At 52.0% G+C, this 18,529-nt stretch carries 13 protein-coding genes; 3 read left to right on the top strand and 10 right to left on the bottom strand.

Translation table 11 applies throughout. The features are described from left to right. Positions 1–25 precede the first annotated feature (25 nt). Positions 26–1,741, top strand: coding sequence for an ABC transporter ATP-binding protein (locus JI735_RS21305; protein WP_039836039.1), 1,716 nt, complete (start codon positions 26–28; stop codon positions 1,739–1,741). 190 nt (positions 1,742–1,931) lie between these two features. Here JI735_RS21305 and JI735_RS21300 read toward each other — a convergent pair whose 3' ends face one another. From JI735_RS21300 to JI735_RS21290, 3 genes are all read right to left on the bottom strand, one after another. Then, complete coding sequence (locus JI735_RS21300; RefSeq protein ID WP_039836038.1) at positions 1,932–2,879, bottom strand: permease prefix domain 1-containing protein; 948 nt, start codon at positions 2,877–2,879, stop codon at positions 1,932–1,934. Between the two features lie 3 nt (positions 2,880–2,882). Continuing rightward, positions 2,883–3,221 (bottom strand): PadR family transcriptional regulator, encoded by a 339-nt coding sequence (locus JI735_RS21295; protein ID WP_039836037.1) that lies wholly within the window; start codon positions 3,219–3,221, stop codon positions 2,883–2,885. 228 nt (positions 3,222–3,449) lie between these two features. After that, entirely contained in the window at positions 3,450–4,217 is a 768-nt protein-coding gene (locus tag JI735_RS21290) for a helix-turn-helix domain-containing protein (protein WP_039836036.1), read from the bottom strand. Between the two features lie 145 nt (positions 4,218–4,362). Between JI735_RS21290 and JI735_RS21285 the strand changes: the two genes are divergently transcribed. Beyond that, positions 4,363–6,627 carry an FAD-dependent oxidoreductase gene (locus JI735_RS21285; RefSeq protein WP_202676400.1) on the top strand — a complete coding sequence of 755 codons (2,265 nt, stop codon included), beginning with the start codon at positions 4,363–4,365 and terminating at the stop codon, positions 6,625–6,627. A gap of 598 nt (positions 6,628–7,225) precedes the next feature. Here JI735_RS21285 and JI735_RS21280 read toward each other — a convergent pair. Further along, positions 7,226–8,665: a DEAD/DEAH box helicase gene (locus JI735_RS21280; protein WP_039835824.1), complete on the bottom strand. Its 1,440-nt coding sequence runs from the start codon at positions 8,663–8,665 to the stop codon at positions 7,226–7,228. Positions 8,666–8,701: 36 nt separating this feature from the next. Next, positions 8,702–9,373, bottom strand: coding sequence for an HD domain-containing protein (locus JI735_RS21275; protein ID WP_046502528.1), 672 nt, complete (start codon positions 9,371–9,373; stop codon positions 8,702–8,704). A gap of 393 nt (positions 9,374–9,766) precedes the next feature. Here JI735_RS21275 and JI735_RS21270 point away from each other — a divergent pair, with 393 nt between their 5' ends. Beyond that, the gene (locus JI735_RS21270) at positions 9,767–11,053 is read left to right on the top strand and encodes a histidine--tRNA ligase (protein ID WP_325175525.1); all 1,287 of its coding nucleotides are present in this window, start codon (positions 9,767–9,769) and stop codon (positions 11,051–11,053) included. Positions 11,054–11,217: 164 nt separating this feature from the next. Here the strand turns inward: JI735_RS21270 and JI735_RS21265 are convergent, their stop codons facing one another. The 5 genes from JI735_RS21265 to JI735_RS21245 form a co-directional block, all read right to left on the bottom strand. Beyond that, on the bottom strand, positions 11,218–11,442 hold the full coding sequence (locus JI735_RS21265; RefSeq protein ID WP_157771397.1) for a hypothetical protein: 225 nt from the start codon (positions 11,440–11,442) through the stop codon (positions 11,218–11,220). Positions 11,443–11,641: 199 nt separating this feature from the next. Further along, positions 11,642–11,908 carry a CD3324 family protein gene (locus JI735_RS21260; RefSeq protein WP_039835819.1) on the bottom strand — a complete coding sequence of 89 codons (267 nt, stop codon included), beginning with the start codon at positions 11,906–11,908 and terminating at the stop codon, positions 11,642–11,644. Positions 11,909–12,171: 263 nt separating this feature from the next. Next, entirely contained in the window at positions 12,172–13,497 is a 1,326-nt protein-coding gene (locus JI735_RS21255) for a helix-turn-helix transcriptional regulator (RefSeq protein ID WP_039835818.1), read from the bottom strand. A gap of 206 nt (positions 13,498–13,703) precedes the next feature. Further along, on the bottom strand, positions 13,704–15,737 hold the full coding sequence (locus JI735_RS21250) for a methyl-accepting chemotaxis protein (RefSeq protein ID WP_039835817.1): 2,034 nt from the start codon (positions 15,735–15,737) through the stop codon (positions 13,704–13,706). Between the two features lie 1,338 nt (positions 15,738–17,075). Then, a complete protein-coding gene (locus JI735_RS21245) occupies positions 17,076–18,029 on the bottom strand; it encodes a radical SAM protein (RefSeq protein ID WP_039835814.1) in 954 nt (317 codons plus the stop codon). Positions 18,030–18,529: the final 500 nt, after the last annotated feature.

Genomic DNA, 18,529 nt, shown 5'->3' with positions numbered 1-18,529 from the left:
ATATACAGAAATGAGTGAGCAAGAGATGCTGCGTCGTTTTTTTTCCTATTACCGTCCGTACAAAAAATTGTTTGTTCTCGACTTCACCTGTGCGGTGGGAGCCGGCCTGCTGGAACTGGCCTTTCCGGTGGCCGTTAATAAATTCATTGATGACCTGCTGCCGGGGCAGAACTGGCCGCTGATTCTGATCGCCTGCATAGCGCTGATGGCCATTTACGCCTTGAATACCGCGATGCAATATATCGTCACCTACTGGGGCCATATGCTGGGGATCAACATCGAAACAGATATGCGCAAAAAGATGTTCGATCACATCCAGAAGTTATCCTTCCGTTTTTTTGACAACAACAAAACCGGGCATCTGATCGGCCGGATCACAAATGACCTGAACGATATCGGCGAGGTGGCGCATCATGGGCCGGAGGATGTGTTCATCGCTGTAATGACACTTGTAGGCGCATTTGTCCTGATGGCTGATATAAATCTCAAACTGGCGGTTATCACCTTTATTGTAGTTCCGCTCATGGCCTGGATCATCATCCATTTCGGCCGCAACATGACCAGCACCTATCATCAGCTCTTCGGCAACGTGGGCAGCTTCAATGCCCGGATCGAGGATAATGTCGGAGGCATCCGTGTGGTTCAGTCTTTTGCCAATGAAGAACATGAGAAGCGGCTTTTTGCCGCCGACAACCAGATGTTCCGCTCAACCAAGCTGATGGCATACAAGCTGATGGCCAAAAGCTCGTCGGTCAGCTATATGATGACCCGTCTGATTACGATCGTTGTGATGATCTGCGGTGCCTGGTTCTTCATTCAGGGAGAGCTGGAGATCGGTGAATTCGTGGCTTTTATTCTGCTGTCCAATATCTTTTTCCGCCCGATTGACAAAATCAACGCCGTGATCGAGAGCTATCCGAAGGGCATTGCCGGGTTCAAACGCTACCTTGAGGTCATCGATACAGAGCCTGACATCGCTGACAAGCCCGGCGCTGTGGATGCCGGTCCGCTGCGCGGGGATATCGTTTTTGACCAGGTCAGCTTTGGTTATGATCCGGGCCGGCCGGTGCTGGATGGCATCAGCCTGAGGGTGAGCGCCGGGGAGACCATTGCTTTTGTAGGTCCTTCAGGGGCCGGAAAAACGACCATTTGCAGCCTGCTGCCCCGCTTCTATGAGGTCACCGGCGGCTCTATCTCCATTGATGGAACCGACATCCGCGACATGAAGCTGAACGCGCTGCGGAAGCAAATCGGGATTGTGCAGCAGGATGTCTTCCTCTTCTCCGGCACCATCCGCGAGAACATTGCCTACGGCAAGCTGGATGCCGGACTGCCGGAAATCTGGGAGGCGGCCAGACGCGCCCATCTGGAGGAGCTGATTAACGGCCTCCCGGCCGGAATGGATACCGTGATCGGGGAACGCGGCGTGAAGCTCTCCGGCGGGCAAAAGCAGCGGCTGGCCATCGCCCGGATGTTCCTGAAGAATCCGCCGATTCTGATTCTGGATGAAGCGACCTCGGCACTGGACACCGAGACCGAAGCGGCAATCCAGCAATCGCTGGCGGATCTGTCGGTAGGACGGACGACACTTGTTATCGCCCACCGTCTCACCACGATCAAAAATGCCGACCGGATCATCGTCGTCAATGAAGACGGCATCTCCGAGGAGGGCCGTCACGAGGAGCTGGTCAACGCCGGAGGTACTTACAGCCGCCTGTATCAGGCGCAGTATCATGCGTAAATGGCTTGCAGCTCTGCGTAAAGTAGAATAGTGGAATAAACAAGCTGAAGCAGTACTCTCCTTTCACAGAACGGTACCGCTTCAGCGAGAAATACAAGGATAATGTATTGCGTGAAGCCAATAAATTATATTTGCTCCCCGGAAGACCAGCGGCTGATGCGGACAGGAAATCCGATCAGCTGTATAAGACTTAATTCACCTGAAGCCCCGGATGATCCCATCTTCGCGAGACCACATACAGCCCGTAGCCAAGCACATTTGTTAACAGGAAAAGCAGCACCCAAGCCACATTGCCGCGGCGCTCATAATAGGCGTTCATACTTGCCCATACAGCAAAGAGCAGAACATATCCCCCAAGCAGGAACAAACCCAGGCTGTAAAAGAATGTGTAGTTAAAATAAGTCATTGCCACATGAACGACAAAACGATACTGTGTAAGATCAAGATCAAAATCTGCAGCGTTATATCCTACTTCGCTGAACGCATTGGTTTTGACCAAAAATCCGTCTTGCTTAGGTGCGGGAGCATCCTCAGAGTCATTCACAAATCTTAGCATTCCTTCGGCAAGCGGGTTCCCGGCATACATGAACAGGTTCACTCTATGATCCACGCCTCTAAAATCCACGCTCCCGTAAGTCGGCTCAACGCTCACCCCTTTGACGCCCCAGGTACGGTCCACCCAGTTCTGCAATTTCTGCTGCAGAGGCTCAGACAATGACGCAGTTCCACGGACATTGGCTTCCTCCCGCACCATAGCATAGGCCTCCTTAGGATACTTGGACACAGCCCGTTCATTCCACACTCCGATGATCAGCCCGAGTACAACGGCACTTAGTAAAAGCAGGGATAAGGCGCCTTTAAGGACAATGCCTGCAAAAGTTCTTTTAATGTTGTAGATGCGCACCAGTTCTTTCTTCACTTCACCCAGTTCTCCAAACCGCGCAAGCGCTTCGGTTACGGCCTCCTCCTCCGGCAAGCCCTGATCCATCTGTTCAAGTACAGATGAGGTAAGATTGGCAGTCATTTCCTCGCGGAAATCATTCACCTGTTCGCTTGGCTCCTTCATATGCCGGCACAGATTCTCTACATATGCTGCAATGCGCCCGGCAGATTTACCGTTCAGCTTATAATCAGTCATGATCTATTCCCTCCCCATTAATGAATCCATAAAATTCCGGAAGATCGTCCAGCCTTGCCTGCTTCCGCGCAGCCGTTCTTCACCCGCAGCAAGCAGACGATAATATTTTCTTCTGCCGCCGCCGCTCGCTTCGTGTTCCCCGCCCCAAAAAGCTTCCACTACTCCCTGCTTCTCCAGCCGCTTCAGCGCCATATACAAGGTAGCCTCTTTGAGGTCAAAAGCTCCGCCGCTGATGTCGCGGACTTTTTTGGCAATCTCATAACCGTACATCGGCTTCTCTTTTACAATGCTGATCAAAATAATATCGATGTAGCCCTTGAGCAGCTCTTTTTCAAATTCCAATCTCATTCCTCCCCAATTACCTCGCGTTATTAAGTACATCGTAATATAATATTCCACGTAACGCAAGGTTGGATGCCAAGTGGAAAGGATACCGTCCTTTCTAAGAACGGTATCCTTTTAGCTTAGAAATATAAGGCACATTTATTGCGTGAACCATATAAATTCTTGAATTTTTAAAAATAAGCCGGAGATCTGTGATCCCCGGCCTCTGTGACCCGTGTGTTCTCCTTACACCCGGCTCCGTCTGCGGTATTCTGAGGGGCTGACGCCCATGGCTTTGGAGAAGACTCGGCTCAGGTAAAAACCGTTCTCATAGCCGCAGCGCTCGGCAATCTGTGCGAGGGTGAGCGTGCTTTCGGCCAGCAGGCTGCGCGCTTTTTTGAGCCGGACTGCTCTCAGATAATCGGAAGGCGTCACCTGAAAAGCCTCGCGGAACCTTCTGGTAAGCTGCACCGGACTTAATGCCAGCCGGCGGGCCAGCTCCTGAAGGCTGACCGCCTCCCCGGCCTGTTCTTCCAGCAGACCTGCTGCTTCCGCCATTAAAGCATCCTCAGTGAATGTCCGCTCCTTCAGCCGGCTCTGTCTGCGCTCCCATTGAAACAGCTGCCAAAGATCCAGAAGAAGATGATTCTTCCAGTGCCCGGAAGGCAAGTCATTCTCCTCGCCCGCCTGACGCAAACAAGCATAGGTCGAAGTGAGCCGCTTGGTATCGTTGATGAACGATCTGCCGGCAGGCGGAAGAAGCTCTGCCGCCTCTTCTCTGCTGGCGCTGAACTGCAAATAGTGAAAGGTCAGCGGAGTGATGGCCGCCCGGCGGAAGGGAACCCCCGGCGGACACAGCACCACATCGGCAAAGCCCGCTTCTCCCGAATCGGCTCCAATTTCATAACGGAATATGCCTTCTTCCACGGCAAAAGCCACCCAAGTATCGTAGAGATCTTCTGCCAGGTCGAAAGCTCTTTTCTGCCGCCAGTAAATATGGTTCAAAAGCTCCATGAATCATCCATCCCCAGTGAAATAAAGTATATGATAGATGATAATATAGTGCATTTAAAAAGTAAATTGCAGCGTCTAAGATGAAATTATAGATATGAATTAATCATTCAGGTTCATCTAAATGAGGTTACGGGAGTGAATAGCTATGAAGCAGGAGCTAGTGGACAATGACATTACGGTAATCGGCGGCGGACTGGCCGGGGTGTGTGCAACCATTGCTGCAGCCAGACTGGGACAAAAGGTGGCGCTGGTGCAGAACCGCCCCGTCCTCGGGGGCAACTCCAGCAGCGAGGTGCGCGTCTGGGTCTGCGGGGCAACCGCGCATGGAACGAACCGTTATGCCCGGGAAACAGGCATTATGGGCGAGCTGTTCCTGGAGAACCAGTACCGCAACCCGGAGGGCAATCCTTATCTTTGGGATCTGGTGGTTCTGGAGGCTGTAAAAGCCGAGGCGAATATTACCCTGTATTTGAATACAGATGTCCATGAGGTGCAGGCCGAAGGCCCGGAGGATGACCGGACAATCACCGCCGTAGTCGGCTGGATGATGGGCTCGGAGCGGCGGATCACGTTCAAAAGCAGTGTATATCTGGACTGTACAGGCGATGGACTGATCGGTTTCCTGGCCGGAGCCAAATTCTCTCTGGGGCGGGAAGCCCGCAGTGAATACAACGAAGAGTGGGCTCCGGAGGCGGCTGACGGCATCACACTAGGCAGCACCATTCTGTTTTATACCAAAGATGCGGGGGTACCGGTGAACTTTGTCCCGCCTTCTTTTGCCAAGGATATTTCGGAAACGACGATTCCGCTCCGCCGGGTGATCCGAAGCGGCGACTCCGGCTGCCACTACTGGTGGATTGAATGGGGCGGCGAGCATGACACGGTGCATGACAACGAGATGATCCGCGACGAGCTGTGGTCGGTCATTTACGGCATTTGGGACTATATCAAAAACTCCGGCAAATTCAGCGCCGGGAACATGACGCTGGAATGGGTCGGCTCGCTGCCCGGCAAACGCGAATACCGGCGGTTCATCGGCGACTACGTGCTGAACCAGAATGACATCATCGCCCAGCGCGAGTTCGCGGACGCGGTGGCTTTTGGCGGCTGGTCGATCGATCTCCATCCCCCGCAGGGGATGTACGCCGAAGCCAGCGGCTCGAAGCATATGCATGCAGACGGGGTGTATCACATCCCCTTCCGCTCCCTGTATTCCGCCAATGTGCGGAATATGCTGATGGCCGGGCGCGATATCAGCGCCTCCCATGTCGCCTTCGGCACGACGCGGGTGATGGCGACCTGCGCCGTCATCGGCGAAGCCGCCGGCACCGGGGCGGCGCTGAGCCGCCGCCTGGGCGCCGCGCCGCGCGAGCTGCACGCGCGGCACCTTGCGGAGCTGCGGCAGACGCTGCTGCGGCAGGACGCTTCAGTCATCGGCCTGCGCAGCACCGATGAAGCGGATCTTGCACGCCGGGCGCGGGTCAGCGCCTCCAGCGTGCAGTCCGCACTTGAACTGGCGCAGCCGGGCGAAGCCTACCGGCTGCGGCAGGATGTGGCCGTGCTGTTCCCGGCGGACCCGGGAATCAGCGGCTTTGAGCTGCTGCTGGACGCGGAGCAGGCAGCGGAAGTGACGGCCGAGCTGTGGGACACCGGCCGCGGGGAGAACTACGTGCCGCATACTTTGCAGGCACGGGCAACCGCACATGCCGAAGCCGGGGAGCGGCAGTGGGTGGCCTTTAATCTGCAGTGGCAGCCGGAGCAGCCGCAGAACGCCTTTGTAATCATCAAGGCGAACCCTGCGGTCAGCCTTCATCATTCGCTGGAGCCGCACAGCGGGGTGCTGGTCTTCTTCAAGGATGAACAGCCGCAGGTTTCCAAAGATCTGGAGGACCACTCCACGGATCAGCTTGTCGTCCTCTGGAAGATGAACGGCCAGGCGCGCCGGCCCTTCTGCTTCCGGCTGGGTTCGCCAACCGCGGCGTTCGCGGCGGACAAAGCAGTGAACGGCTACCACCGCCCGTACGGCGGACCGCAGCAGTGGATGTCGGAGCCGATGAAGGACGGCAAACCGGAGTGGCTGCAGCTGGATTGGGATTCTGAGCAGACGTTTGGCGAGATTCATCTAACCTTCAACGATGATGTCAATGAGGACCTGGTGAATCTGCATCATCACCGCACATCTTTTGCCATCATCCCGGAACTGGTCCGCGATTACCGGGTGGAAGCCCTCGGCGCAGGCGGAGTCTGGACGGAAATTGCTGCCGGAGCCGGCAACCGCAAGCGCAAGGCCGTTCACCAGCTGCCGGAGCCTGTGCAGGCGCGGAGCCTCCGGGTTATCATTGAATCCACGAACGGAAGCCGCCATGCGGAGCTGATCGAGATTAGGGCCTATGGGGACGCTCATCAGTAACAGCTTTAGCTGCCGTTTGCTAACGTGGAAAAAGTATCACTAATTTGTTCAAATTCCGTATTGGGGCAGCTTAAGTGGACCAATTCTACTTTCATAAGTGTCACTAATTTGCTCGAATCCCCTTGTATTGGACAGCTTAAGTGGAAAAAGTACCACTAATTTGCTCGAACCCACTGTATTGGGCAGCATTAAGTGGAATAAGTATCACTAATCAGGCTCACTTTAGTCCCGACAGGGGAATCTAGCCAAATTAAGTTTACTTTTTCCACCTAAATATCCACGATTGCTTATTGCGGGGGCATTAAGTTTACTTTTTCCACTTAGCTCTTTGCGGATGGAGCCGTAATAAGATGCTGTAAGCATGAACGGCTTTATTCGTCCTATTTAAGTAGTCTACACTTCCAAGGCAGCGATACAGAGTTCGCTTTCAAGTAACGTTTCAGCAAGAAAGAGCAGGATAATGAATAGTTAGAAACTTATAATTTTGAAACAAAGCCGCTGCATCGCCTCTTAGGCCTTGCAGCGGCTTTGTTTCAGCTTGCCAAATATTACTTTATCACCTTGCCTGCTTCCGCTTCATCCCGGCCACTGTGCCGCCCTACTTCTTCGCAATATGCACCTTCAGCAGCTTGCCCTTCACGGTGGTGTCCTTCATCGCCTGCAGCACCTGCGCGCCTTTGCCGTTCAGGATATCGACATAAGTAACATTATCCTGGATCGTGATGATCCCGATGTCGTCAGCGGTGATCCCTTCCAGCTTCGCAATGGTGCCGACGAAATCGACGGCTCTCAGCTTCTTTTTCTTGCCCCCGTTAAAATACAGCTTCACGATGTCTTCATTCATGACCTCAGTCTTGCCCTTCTTGCGGACCTGCTGCTTGCCCAGCTTTGCTTCAAACGCAGGCTTGGCATCGGCCACAGCATCCTCCGAAGGAGCATCCATCACCGGGAGGCTGAATCCGATATAGCGCTCAATTTCCCCGACCCATTTGTGTTCGTCCGGTGTGGCGAAGGTGATGGCTTTGCCGCTTTTGCCTGCGCGTGCGGTGCGTCCGGTACGGTGCACGTAGCTCTCTTTTTCCATCGGAATATCGTAGTTGATCACATGGGTGATGTTCTCAATATCAATCCCGCGCGCGGCTACATCGGTGGCGATCAGATAGCGGAACCGGCCTCTTTTAAAAGCGTTCATGACCTCAAACCGCTCGTCCTGCATCATCCCGCCGTGGATTTTATCCACCGGATACTCCAGGTCCGCCATACCGCGGAACAGCTCGTTCACCTGCTCCTGCGTCCGGCAAAAAACAATACAGCTGTCCGGATTCTCCACTGTCAGCACGTCAAGCAGCAGCCCAAACTTCGCAGCTTGTCTGACTTCAATCAGGGCATGCTCAATTGCCGCCGTCGTAATGCCGCTGGCTTCGATCTCAATGTCCACCGGTCCGCTCATATACTTCAGGCACAGCTTCTTCACGGCATCCGGCAGCGTCGCGGAGAACAGCATCGTCATGCGCTCACGGGGCAGCTTCTCGATAATCTGTTCAATCTGCTCGATGAACCCCATGCTCAGCATCTCATCCGCCTCATCAATCACCAAATATCTGATCCGGCTGAGCGGCAGCGTGCCGCGTTCGATATGGTCGAACACACGTCCCGGTGTGCCTACGACGATATGCGTTTTTTGGGTAAGCTCGGTTTTTTGCGGGGCAAACGGCTGCTTGCCGAATAACGCAACCGCCTTAATCCGCTTAAAGCGCCCGATGTTCGTAATGTCTTCCTTAACCTGTGCAGCCAGCTCGCGGGTTGGTGTCAGCACCAACGCCTGCGGCTTGTTCTCCGCCCAGTCCGCCAGTTCACAGAGCGGGATGCCGAACGATGCGGTTTTGCCGCTGCCGGTCTGTGACTTGACGATGAGATCCTGGCCCTTCAGGGCCGCAGGAATGACCTTGCTCTGCACCTCGGTAGGCTCCAGATAATTCAGCACATCCAGCGCGCGGATAATCACTTCATTTAACCCGTAATCTCTAAATACACTCATGTAGTTATCTACCTCTTCTATGCCGATTGTTCCGGTTCAAGCGGGATTCCCCTGCTTCCGGCTTCCTTGATTCCATTCCTTATAAAACTGCTCCAAAAAGCTCTCCATGAACGCGTGCCGCTCCTCCGCCAGCTTGCGCCCATAGGGAGTATTCATCAAGTCCTTCAACTTCAGCAGCTTCTCGTAAAAATGATTGACCGCCGTTCCCTTGGAATAGTCGCGGTACTCCTTCTGCAAGGATTCGTCACGCGGCGCAATTTCCGGATCATAGACCGGACGTCCCTTGGCCCCCGAAAAAACCATCACCCGCGTAATCCCGATCGCCCCCAGCGCATCCAGCCGGTCCGCGTCCTGCACCACTTGACCTTCAAGAGTAGTCATAGGCTTGCCGCCTCCGCCGCTAAAAGACATCGTTTCAATGATCTGCAGAATATGCCGGATCTGCCCTTCATCACCCAGATGCCCGGCCAGCCAGCTATGTACTTTTTGCAGCCCAGCTTCTTTGGAGGGATTCAGCTTCTCGTCGGCCACATCATGCAGCAGTGCGGCTAAGGTGCAGACAAACACATCCGCCTGTTCCATCTCTGCGATCAGACCCGCCATATTGCGCACACGGTCCGTATGGAACCAGTCATGGCCGGTGGTGTCCTGGCCCAATTGCTCTTGGGCGAATTGTTCGGCAGCGGCAATGATTTGTGTATCGTTCATAGTACAATACTCCCTTTGTTTATGGATCGAATCTGCGGTCCTGGCCTTGCATGACTCCGCCCGATCCGCTATAATGTGCTGTAATCCAGCCTTGAAAGGATCTGATGCTCATGAACAGCATAACTATCATACTGAATCGGCAGCATCACCACAAGCAGCGTTAGCACTCCTGACATTTTCCAGGGAGGGCTGACGCATTTTGCGTTTGGCCTCCCTGCCGCATATTTGCGCGCGGGACCAAGAGGTCCGGCGCGTTTTTTATTTGTACAGAGCCAAGCAGAAACGGCTGCGCCGTCCTTAAAAGGACGGTATCCGTTTCAGCGAGAAATATAAGGATAAAGTATTGTGTGAAACTTATACTTTCTTATATTTTAAAAAAAGGAAACGGGGTTAATGATTATGCAGAACGTCAAAGGAACCTATGATTATTTCGGCCGGGAGCAGGCCATCCGCCAGAAGGTCCGCTCTACGCTGAGCGAACTGTTTGAACTCTATGACTTTGAATCCATGGATACCACCCTGCTGAATGAGCTGGAGCTGCTGACCTCCAAATATGCGGGAGGCGATGAGATTTTGCGCGAGATGTATCAGCTCACCGATCAGGGCGGCCGCCAGCTCGGACTGCGCTACGATCTGACGATTCCTTTTGCCAAAGTGATCGCCCTGAATCCGGGCATTGAATTTCCTTACAAGCGCTATGAGATCGGCAAGGTATTCCGCGATGGTCCGGTCAAAAAAGGCCGGCTGCGCGAATTTCTGCAATGCGACGCCGATGTGGTGGGGATTGCCGGGCCGCAGGGAGAAGCCGAGCTGATGCAGCTTGCGGCGGAAGCCTTCCGCAGACTGGAGATTCCCGTCACCCTGAAATGGAACAACCGGAGGTTTCTCGGGGAAATTCTGACGGCGGTTGGCGTGCCTGCGGAGGAGCATCTCTCAGTGATGCTGACGCTCGACAAGCTGGCCAAAATCGGCAGCCGCGGCGTGCTCGCGGAGCTTGAAGGGAAAGGCGTGGCTCCGGCTGCTGTAAGTGCGCTCGCGGAGCTGCTGGACATGGATGCTCCATCTTTTGAAGCGCTGGCGGAGAACTATGGACTGGGCGGGCAACCGGGTGCTCTGGAGGTGCTGGCACTGCAGCGGCTGATCGCGGCGGTTGGACTCGCGGAGACCTGCGTATTCGATCCTTTTCTGTCACGGGGACTTTCATTCTACACGGGGACGGTATACGAGATCTTCGATGCTTCCAGTGCCTACACTTCCAGCCTTGGCGGCGGAGGCAGATATGACTCGATCATCGGAAAGCTGGTGGGGCGCGAGGACATCGGATATCCCACGGTGGGCATTTCCTTCGGCATGGAGTCGATTATGGCTCTGCTTGGCGAACGGGCTGTCCGTGTGGAAACATCAGGGGTGCTGGTCATACCTGTCGGGGAGTGTTTGCCGCAGGCCCTGACAGCAGCCGCTGCAATCCGTGCTGCCGGCATCCGTACTGCTGTGGATACGGGGAAACGCAAGCTGAAGAAAACGCTGGCCGCAGCGAACACGAAAGGTATCCGCTACGTCATTCTAGTCGGGGAGAGCGAAGCAGCCGAAGGCAAGCTCCGGCTCAAGGATATGTCGCAGCAAAGCGAGGAACTGCTTACGGTGGAAGCAGCCGTTGCTATCATTAAATCCGTCGAATGAGATAAGGTTCTTGTAAAACCGGGAATGGGATAAAGTTTTTGTCATTTGGTTTTGACAGGAACTTTACCCCATAAACTAATAAGCCCCGAAATTAATCCAGGCCATGTCTTAATTTGAATATCAAGTTAGCTCGCTTCATTCGTTTTCACGATTGAGGCTAGTTGTTACAATTCATCTAACGCCTCGTTGATTAAATCTCTTGCATCGTTGACTCTATTACGTGCGTCAAAGAGCGCAGCACGGCTGGCGTTGATAATTTGCCGTGCATCATTCAATTGTTGAAGCGCATTCTCAAGTTGTGTTCTTTGTCTTGCCTTATACGGCGGCTTTGCAGTTGCTCTCTTTTTGACCGGTGCTGCTTTTCTTACGCCAACTTTTTTCATCATCATACACCCTTTCTTATTAGCCTGCATTTTTATTAAATGCCGTTTATAATGAAAGAGTTTGGGTGATTAACCCTGATGGGTCAGTTTGATTTTTGATTAGGCACCAGTACAGCAGAAAACTAAAATGAATGGATTTATATTCTTTCTGATATGCTAAACAAGCCGCACCGGGATAAACATCCGATGCGGCCTTCGCAGCCGTCTATTTCTTGCCATAGACGATTTTTTTGATGCTGTCGCAGGAGAGGCAGAATTGTTCTGCCAGATGCCCAATGCCGAGCCCTGCCCTATACTGCTTACGGATCTCATTATTCCTGTGGGTCAGATATGCTCTGCCGCCGGAGTTCTCACCCCATTTGGCCTTTATCCCTTCCGGCTTTGGCACGTAGAGCATCCCGCCGTGTATATATTTCTGGACTTCCTTAAGCAAATCTTCCGGCAATACTATATCCGCGTTAACATATTTCATCGCAGCTCCGCTCCTTAAAATTAATGAACTTTTTAAGGTGGCAAAGTCTACAGGATGAACAACGTTACTCTTGCATGCTATTATAGCGGTGTTATGCTTCCCGCCCTATGCAAACAACCGCCATTGTTGTTCAACCATAGACTCTGCATAGAGCGGAACCCTAATCTTCTTATACTCATCCTCATCCTCCCTTCTATATCCGGTGGGTATGAAACATACCTTTCCTTATTGTACCATTGATCGGGAGATGCAAACACTCCCCATCAGCAGCCTCTGGCCGCACGCCCCTGTGAAAACCGTTCCCGGTATGCTTTGGGGCTTTGGCCGCTGTATTTTTTGAAAGCGGAGCAGAAGCCGCCGAAGCCGGAATATCCGGCAAGCCTGGCGATATCACCCACCTTAAGCCCGTTATCCTGCAGCAGCTGCTCAGCTTTGGTCATCCGCAGCTTGGTAATATAGTCGCTGAAGGCTATGCCGACATGCTGCTTGAACTGTCTTGGCAAATCGGCCTCATTCAAGTAAAACATTTCTGCCAGGGAGGATAGCTCCAGCCTGCAGCAGAAATTCTCCCCGGCATATTTCCGGACGGCCTCAATAAGGTGCCAGCCGTCTGAGAAGCGGACCTTCTTCACTTCTTCCATCACAAGCAGCGCCAGTTCATCCAGTAACCTCCGTACCTCTTCGCACGAGTGGGCATTCACAACGGGCATCCGGGAGTTCCAGATGTACCTCTGCAATGAGGAACTGCCCAGCTCAAACTTTTTGGCAATGGAGGCAAGCAGCAGTACCAGCCTGAGGGCCAGAAAAGTAATAACAGGGATATCTCTTTCGTTATTCATCAGGCTGTCCAGCTGCTGGCGGAAGCCGTGCATGTCCGGATTTTCGATTAACTGCTTCAGCTTTCGCTCAACCTCCGGAGTAAAGGCCGGAGACAATTCCAGATCACGGTAACGCACATCTCCTTCCTTACCGCTGCCGCTCCGGGCCCAGGGCAACATGCAGGAGGCATAGCTGTTCTTCAGCCGTTTCAGTCCCTTCACTTCTCCGCCAATCCCGCTCACACATTCCATCTTCAGTTCACTGGCAACGCTGTGATTCAGTTGCTCCATGAACCGCCGGGTCTTCCGGGCATGCTCCGCTCCCGGTTTCAGGATCACAAGAAAATACATTATTGCCGAATCTGCAGTGCTGCCAAACGGATAAATTCCTTTATAATCAGAGGACGTTTCCCGGCAGAGCTTCTGAAAAGCCAGATTCAGCAGGTTCCGGCGTTCCCGGCGGTCTGCCAAGGTCTCTGATGGCATTCTCGCCTCTGCTGCTGCACACTGCAGCCTCAGATCATCTGCCGCCAGCGGGGCCAGCCCTAGCTGCTGCAAACGTTCCCTAATCACCGTGAGATTAGGCCACTCGTCCCGAACCATTTGCAGCAAAAAGCTCTCCTGCAGCAGCTGTACTTGGTCATTATTACGCAAATCCCCGTGATCCGGGACACGTTGATTCTGCGCCTTCGACCCGAATTCCCGGCCCGGATTGCCCGGCAGCTCATGCAGCTCTTCATATGCCGCCGGCCTTAGCAAATAATCCCTCATTTTGACCCTCACCTCTTGGTAACATTATGGACCAAAAATCCGGGTCGTAATGCCGCTGCCAGATTGCCAGATTGCCAGATTGCCAAAAAAAGGACCCCGCCGGCAACCGGCGGGGCCAAATGCTATATTAAAGGGGGGTATGGATTTAATATACCCCTGCAAGCTTAAATCCTAATGAAAACCGGCTAAAGATTGCATTAACTTCATTATATTTTGAATTGTTCCACCAGTTGCTGCATTTCTTTGGCGCTTTGTGTATTCTCATCAGCCATTTTTGCTTCGTGGAAGGTTTTTTCTACGATATCCGCAGTTTTCACAGCAATGTCCTGCACCCCGACCGCACCTTCATTGACGGTAGCTGCTACCTCGTTGACGGCAATAGCAATGCTGGACACTGTCTCGCTCAGATGGTCCGCAGCTTCCTCGAACTGGCTCATCAGCCCATTAATCGCTGTGGCGTCACTGTTGTACTGCTCGCTGACCTCCGCTAGACGCTCATAATCTCCCAGCACATTCTGATCAATAAAGTCCAGGATTGCCTCGGAATTCCCCTTCATCTGTTCCACGGAAGAGTAGACATTTTTGACAACGTCCTGAATGCCCGCTGCCGTTTCGGACGATTTTTCGGCCAGCTTGCGGATTTCTCCCGCCACCACGGCAAATCCCCGGCCCGCTTCTCCGGCGCGCGCCGCCTCAATCGCCGCATTCAGCGCCAGCAGGTTGGTCTGGCTTGTGATGGAGAGAATCGTATCGGCGAGAACGTTGATTTCATGAATGGAGTCTGACTGCTCAATCGCTTTTTGCATTTCCACTTTTACCGAATGATAGATTTCCCGGGTATTGCCGATGGACTCGGTGGCATCATGCTGCAGTGCCAGAGCCCGTTCGGTGATCTGTACGGACACACCTGCACCTTCCTTAACACGTCCGGAGATCACCCGGACATTATTCTCAACCTCATGAATTGCCGCTGTCATCTCCTGGGTAGAGGCCGCTGTCTCCTCCATACCTGCCGACAGCTGCTCTGTAGTCGCCGAGTTGTCATGGGCATTCTCCCGCACATCAATGGACAGCTTTTCCAGCGTCTCCGCATTGTCCAGCACCTTGGTGGAGATCGTAACCAGACTGCCGGCCATTTCCCGCAGCACAGCCCGTGTATGGAACATCGCTTTGGCGATCGTACCGGTCTCATCTTTATTTTTGGTCAGGTACTCATATTGTGTATCATATTTGAGATCCAGTTCTGCCGTACGGTTAATCAGCTCTGTCAGCTTAATGATCGGCGAAGAAATCCGTGTAGCCACAGAGATGCCAACCAGTAAGGTCAGCAGCAGGCTCCCGAGTCCCAGCAGAATAATAAAATTCGTCATGTTGTCGACCGGCTTCATCACCTCATCGATATCACCGGTGAGCACCAGTGTCCATTTCGTTTCCGGCAAAACGGTGAACGCTGCTTTTTTCTCCGCGCCGTTGAAGGTATATTCTACATTCCCGTCAGCTACTGTCACACCAGCCTTCACCCGTTCCACAACTGCTTTGATCTGTGCGTTCTCCAGCGGTGATCCGATCTTGGCTTCATCGGGATGGTACAGAATATTGCCTGTCTCATCCACAAGATAGGCATAGGAAGAAGGTGCATTCGCCACCTTGGCATCGGCCAAATATTTGATAATGCTGTTCGCGTTGACAGCTGAACCCACGAAACCGATCATTTTGCCGCCGCTCATCACCGGGTGTATAAAAGCGAGGACATACGCGCCTGTAGATTTGGACTTCAGCGTTTCACTGATGACCGGCCCGGCGGTTTTGAGCACATCTTTCGTATAATTTCTTTCGCTGAAATCCGCTCCTATGAGCTTGGTATCGCTATCCGCAATCCCTATTCCTTTCATATCGGCTACAAATATATGCTCCAGATTGCCCGCGTCCTTCACCATCTGCTGAAACTTGGCATTCACCTCAGCCCGAAGCGGGTCCCCGCTGGCGAGACCTCCGCTTGCATCCTTCAGCAGCAGCTCGGCTATTTCCGATTCACCCGCAACAAGCTCCATGCTGCGCTTTTCTTTGTCTATCATCGCTTCGATGGTCTGCGCTTTGTTCGTATTGACCTGGGCCATGGAGGTTTCGGTCAGATTGAGAATGGTCCGTGTGGATTTGCTGTACGTAAAAGCCCCCATTAATACTGTAGAAATCAGTGTAACGACGATCATCAATACTGATAGCTTCATCCGAATCTTCATCTTGTTCTACATCCTTTCGTCCTGATTTCCTAGGTAATTCTGTTCACATCTTTAAGCAGTAACATTTATTACATTAATTATCGGATTCAAGCCTTGAATAGTGAATATTACATAGAGAAAATTAGGATATATTATCGTATTTTGTCGAAACCTAGGTCTATAGTTTTAAGTTTTTAGTAGGATAAGCTAACCCAAAACAGGTTCCTTGCATAGAATATCTCCCGGCACAGGTGCTTGTTTCATTTCTAAGCTATGGTCAACATTGACTGCGAGAAGCCAAGAAAAAAACGGCTGTGTCACCCCCCACGGGACAGTACAGCCGCCTTGGATCTAGCGTTACCTGGAGAACAACTCCTCATAAATCCTACTGCAACTCTTTAAGTGGAAAAAGGTTAACTCATTTGCTAGAGTATCCTGTCCTCGACAGGTGAAGTGGAAAAAGGTACACTAATTCAGTTCATTTCGCCATCTATTGGACAAGAAATATGGCCCAATTAGCTTTACCTTTTCCCACTAGCGCCTGACGAAGAAGCCGGTAAACAAGTACTGGCTGGAATGAGGATATCTAGACCGGCTAATCAACTTTATAGTTTCCAGATAAGGGGGAAGTCGGCCTCCGGCGCTCTAACAACGGTTTCCTATGCAATCGCTTAGCCCAAAAGAACAAAATCATCCTGGTGTGTGAATAACAACACTAGGCTTACGGCCGCAGGGATTCCCCACCACTCCAAAATCAACGGGGGCATGCTGAAGACGGACGTTGTATGATAGGCAGGCTTAGCGTCCTTTGACTTGCTTAGAGCTCATATTGTTATACTGCATGCACAACGCTCGCCCCGAAGTCAGTTAAGACATGCATTGGGGGCCTTAATATGGTGTGGGATTCTGCGGACACGATGAGCTTCCTTCACGATCGATCCGCAGCCGTTGCGGACAGGAAAGCCGTTATTAAAAGAAGATTCGTCTGTTCCGCAGGACAACGGACCGAGATGCCCTTATTTGTCCCTTTCCCCTTTATTCCAGGCTCCATCGAACGAACTAACGACTCCTGAGTCCGTAACCGCTGAAAAAGCAAGATTTTTGGCAAAATAAGGGCTCCTCTGTCCGCTTCAGTCCGCGGATGGGCTGATGGAGCCCAATCCTTCTGCATCGCTTATATCCTCGGAGACTTCCAAGATATCCACACTTTTTTTCACTATATAATTTGCTATACAATCGCTTACCCGTATAAATATCTTAAAAACAAGACCGCAGCACCCGGCTGCGGTCTTGTTTAAAATATAATTTATACGCTTCACGCCATAAATGTCCCTTCTATTTCCCGCTGATTGCGAGGGATTATACTTCCTGCGGGAACAGGGCATCCAGTGCCGGGCAAGGAAGCTTGTCAAGGAAATCGGAAAGCGGTGCAGGCATATTGCTGTAAAGATCTTTTAACGAGGTGCCTTTATAGATATTGCCGATAATGACCGGGTGGCACAGCTCGGAGATCAGAATATCCCCATTGCCGTGCAGGTGAAGCTGCTTCTTGCCTTCAATGCAGTGCGGGAAATATACCCCTGGCTGCTCCTGAAAGCCCAGTTGCTCCATAAAACGGTCCATGCAGGTGAAATAGAGGGTCGTATCCTCTTTTTTGCGGGCAATCAGCTCGTTTACGGCATTCTTCAATTGTTCACGGGCCGCAATCGCCTTCCAGCCGGTATGGCCCATAATAATGCTGTTCTGGATTTCGTGGGTTCTAACCCCCATCGCATAGACATGGTCGCTGATCTCCTGCATCTTATCCTGTGTCTCACTGAACAGCAGCGTTTCCAGGACCACATCCACACTGGTTTTGGCGAACATCGTGATGTTCTCTCTGATTTTGTCATAGATGCTGGTATGGATATTATAATAACGTGAAAACGCCTCGGCGGTTGTAAAGTTGAAGGAAATATGGATCGTGGTCAGCCCGGCCTTCTCCAGCTGTTCAATCCGCTCTGCGTTCAGAAGGCTGCCATTGGAATTCAACTGGGTCTGAATGCCCCGGGAGGCGCAGTAGCTGACAATTTCCACACAATCTTCGAATTTGAGGGTGACTTCTCCTCCAGAGAGACGAACCCGCTTAAGATTCGGCAGCTCCTCCAGGATACGGACCACTTCTCTGCCTTTGATGCTCTGTCCGTCATTTCTGTTATATGCGCAGCAGTAATCGCAGCGGAAATTGCAGTTCGAGGTTACCCCGACCTCCAGCCCCTCCAGCTCATAAGTCAGCGGTTTATCCAGCTCCAGTGATTTATATTTCATGCTCATGCTCTGTATTCCTCCTGAAAGTAAGATGTCTCCCGCTAAGGTCAACCCTACAAATTATACAGGTTCGCCGCATAAGTTAATGTGACATTTGTTGTTATATAAAGAACCGGAACATCAGCAGGGGCAGTCTGTCACGTCATCTTCTTCAGCAAATTAAACGGGTTATGCCAGCATGATCTTTAGATTTTCTATTTCTCTATGATAAAAATCAACTGTCTCGCCTTCAGACCTCCATATTTTTGATATAAATGACCGGGATGGATTTGGTTCAATTGTTCCAGAACTGCTTTTGCTTCTATACATCTGCCGTCTGCAATCAGGTAGTTCAAAAGCCAAACATAAGCCTGCCAGTACTCAGGGTGATTCAGCACTCTCATTGCGACTAGTCAATTGAATTATAACTTTTTGTTGAAAATATCCTCAATGACCACTTGGTTACACAAATTCGCTTATCAGTTACATTAGCAGCCTATACGAATGAGGGGATAAACAAAAGGCTG

This window comes from Paenibacillus sonchi (assembly GCF_016772475.1).
GTDB lineage: Bacteria > Bacillota > Bacilli > Paenibacillales > Paenibacillaceae > Paenibacillus_AQ > Paenibacillus_AQ sonchi.
This window is presented reverse-complemented; position numbering and strand designations above follow the sequence as displayed.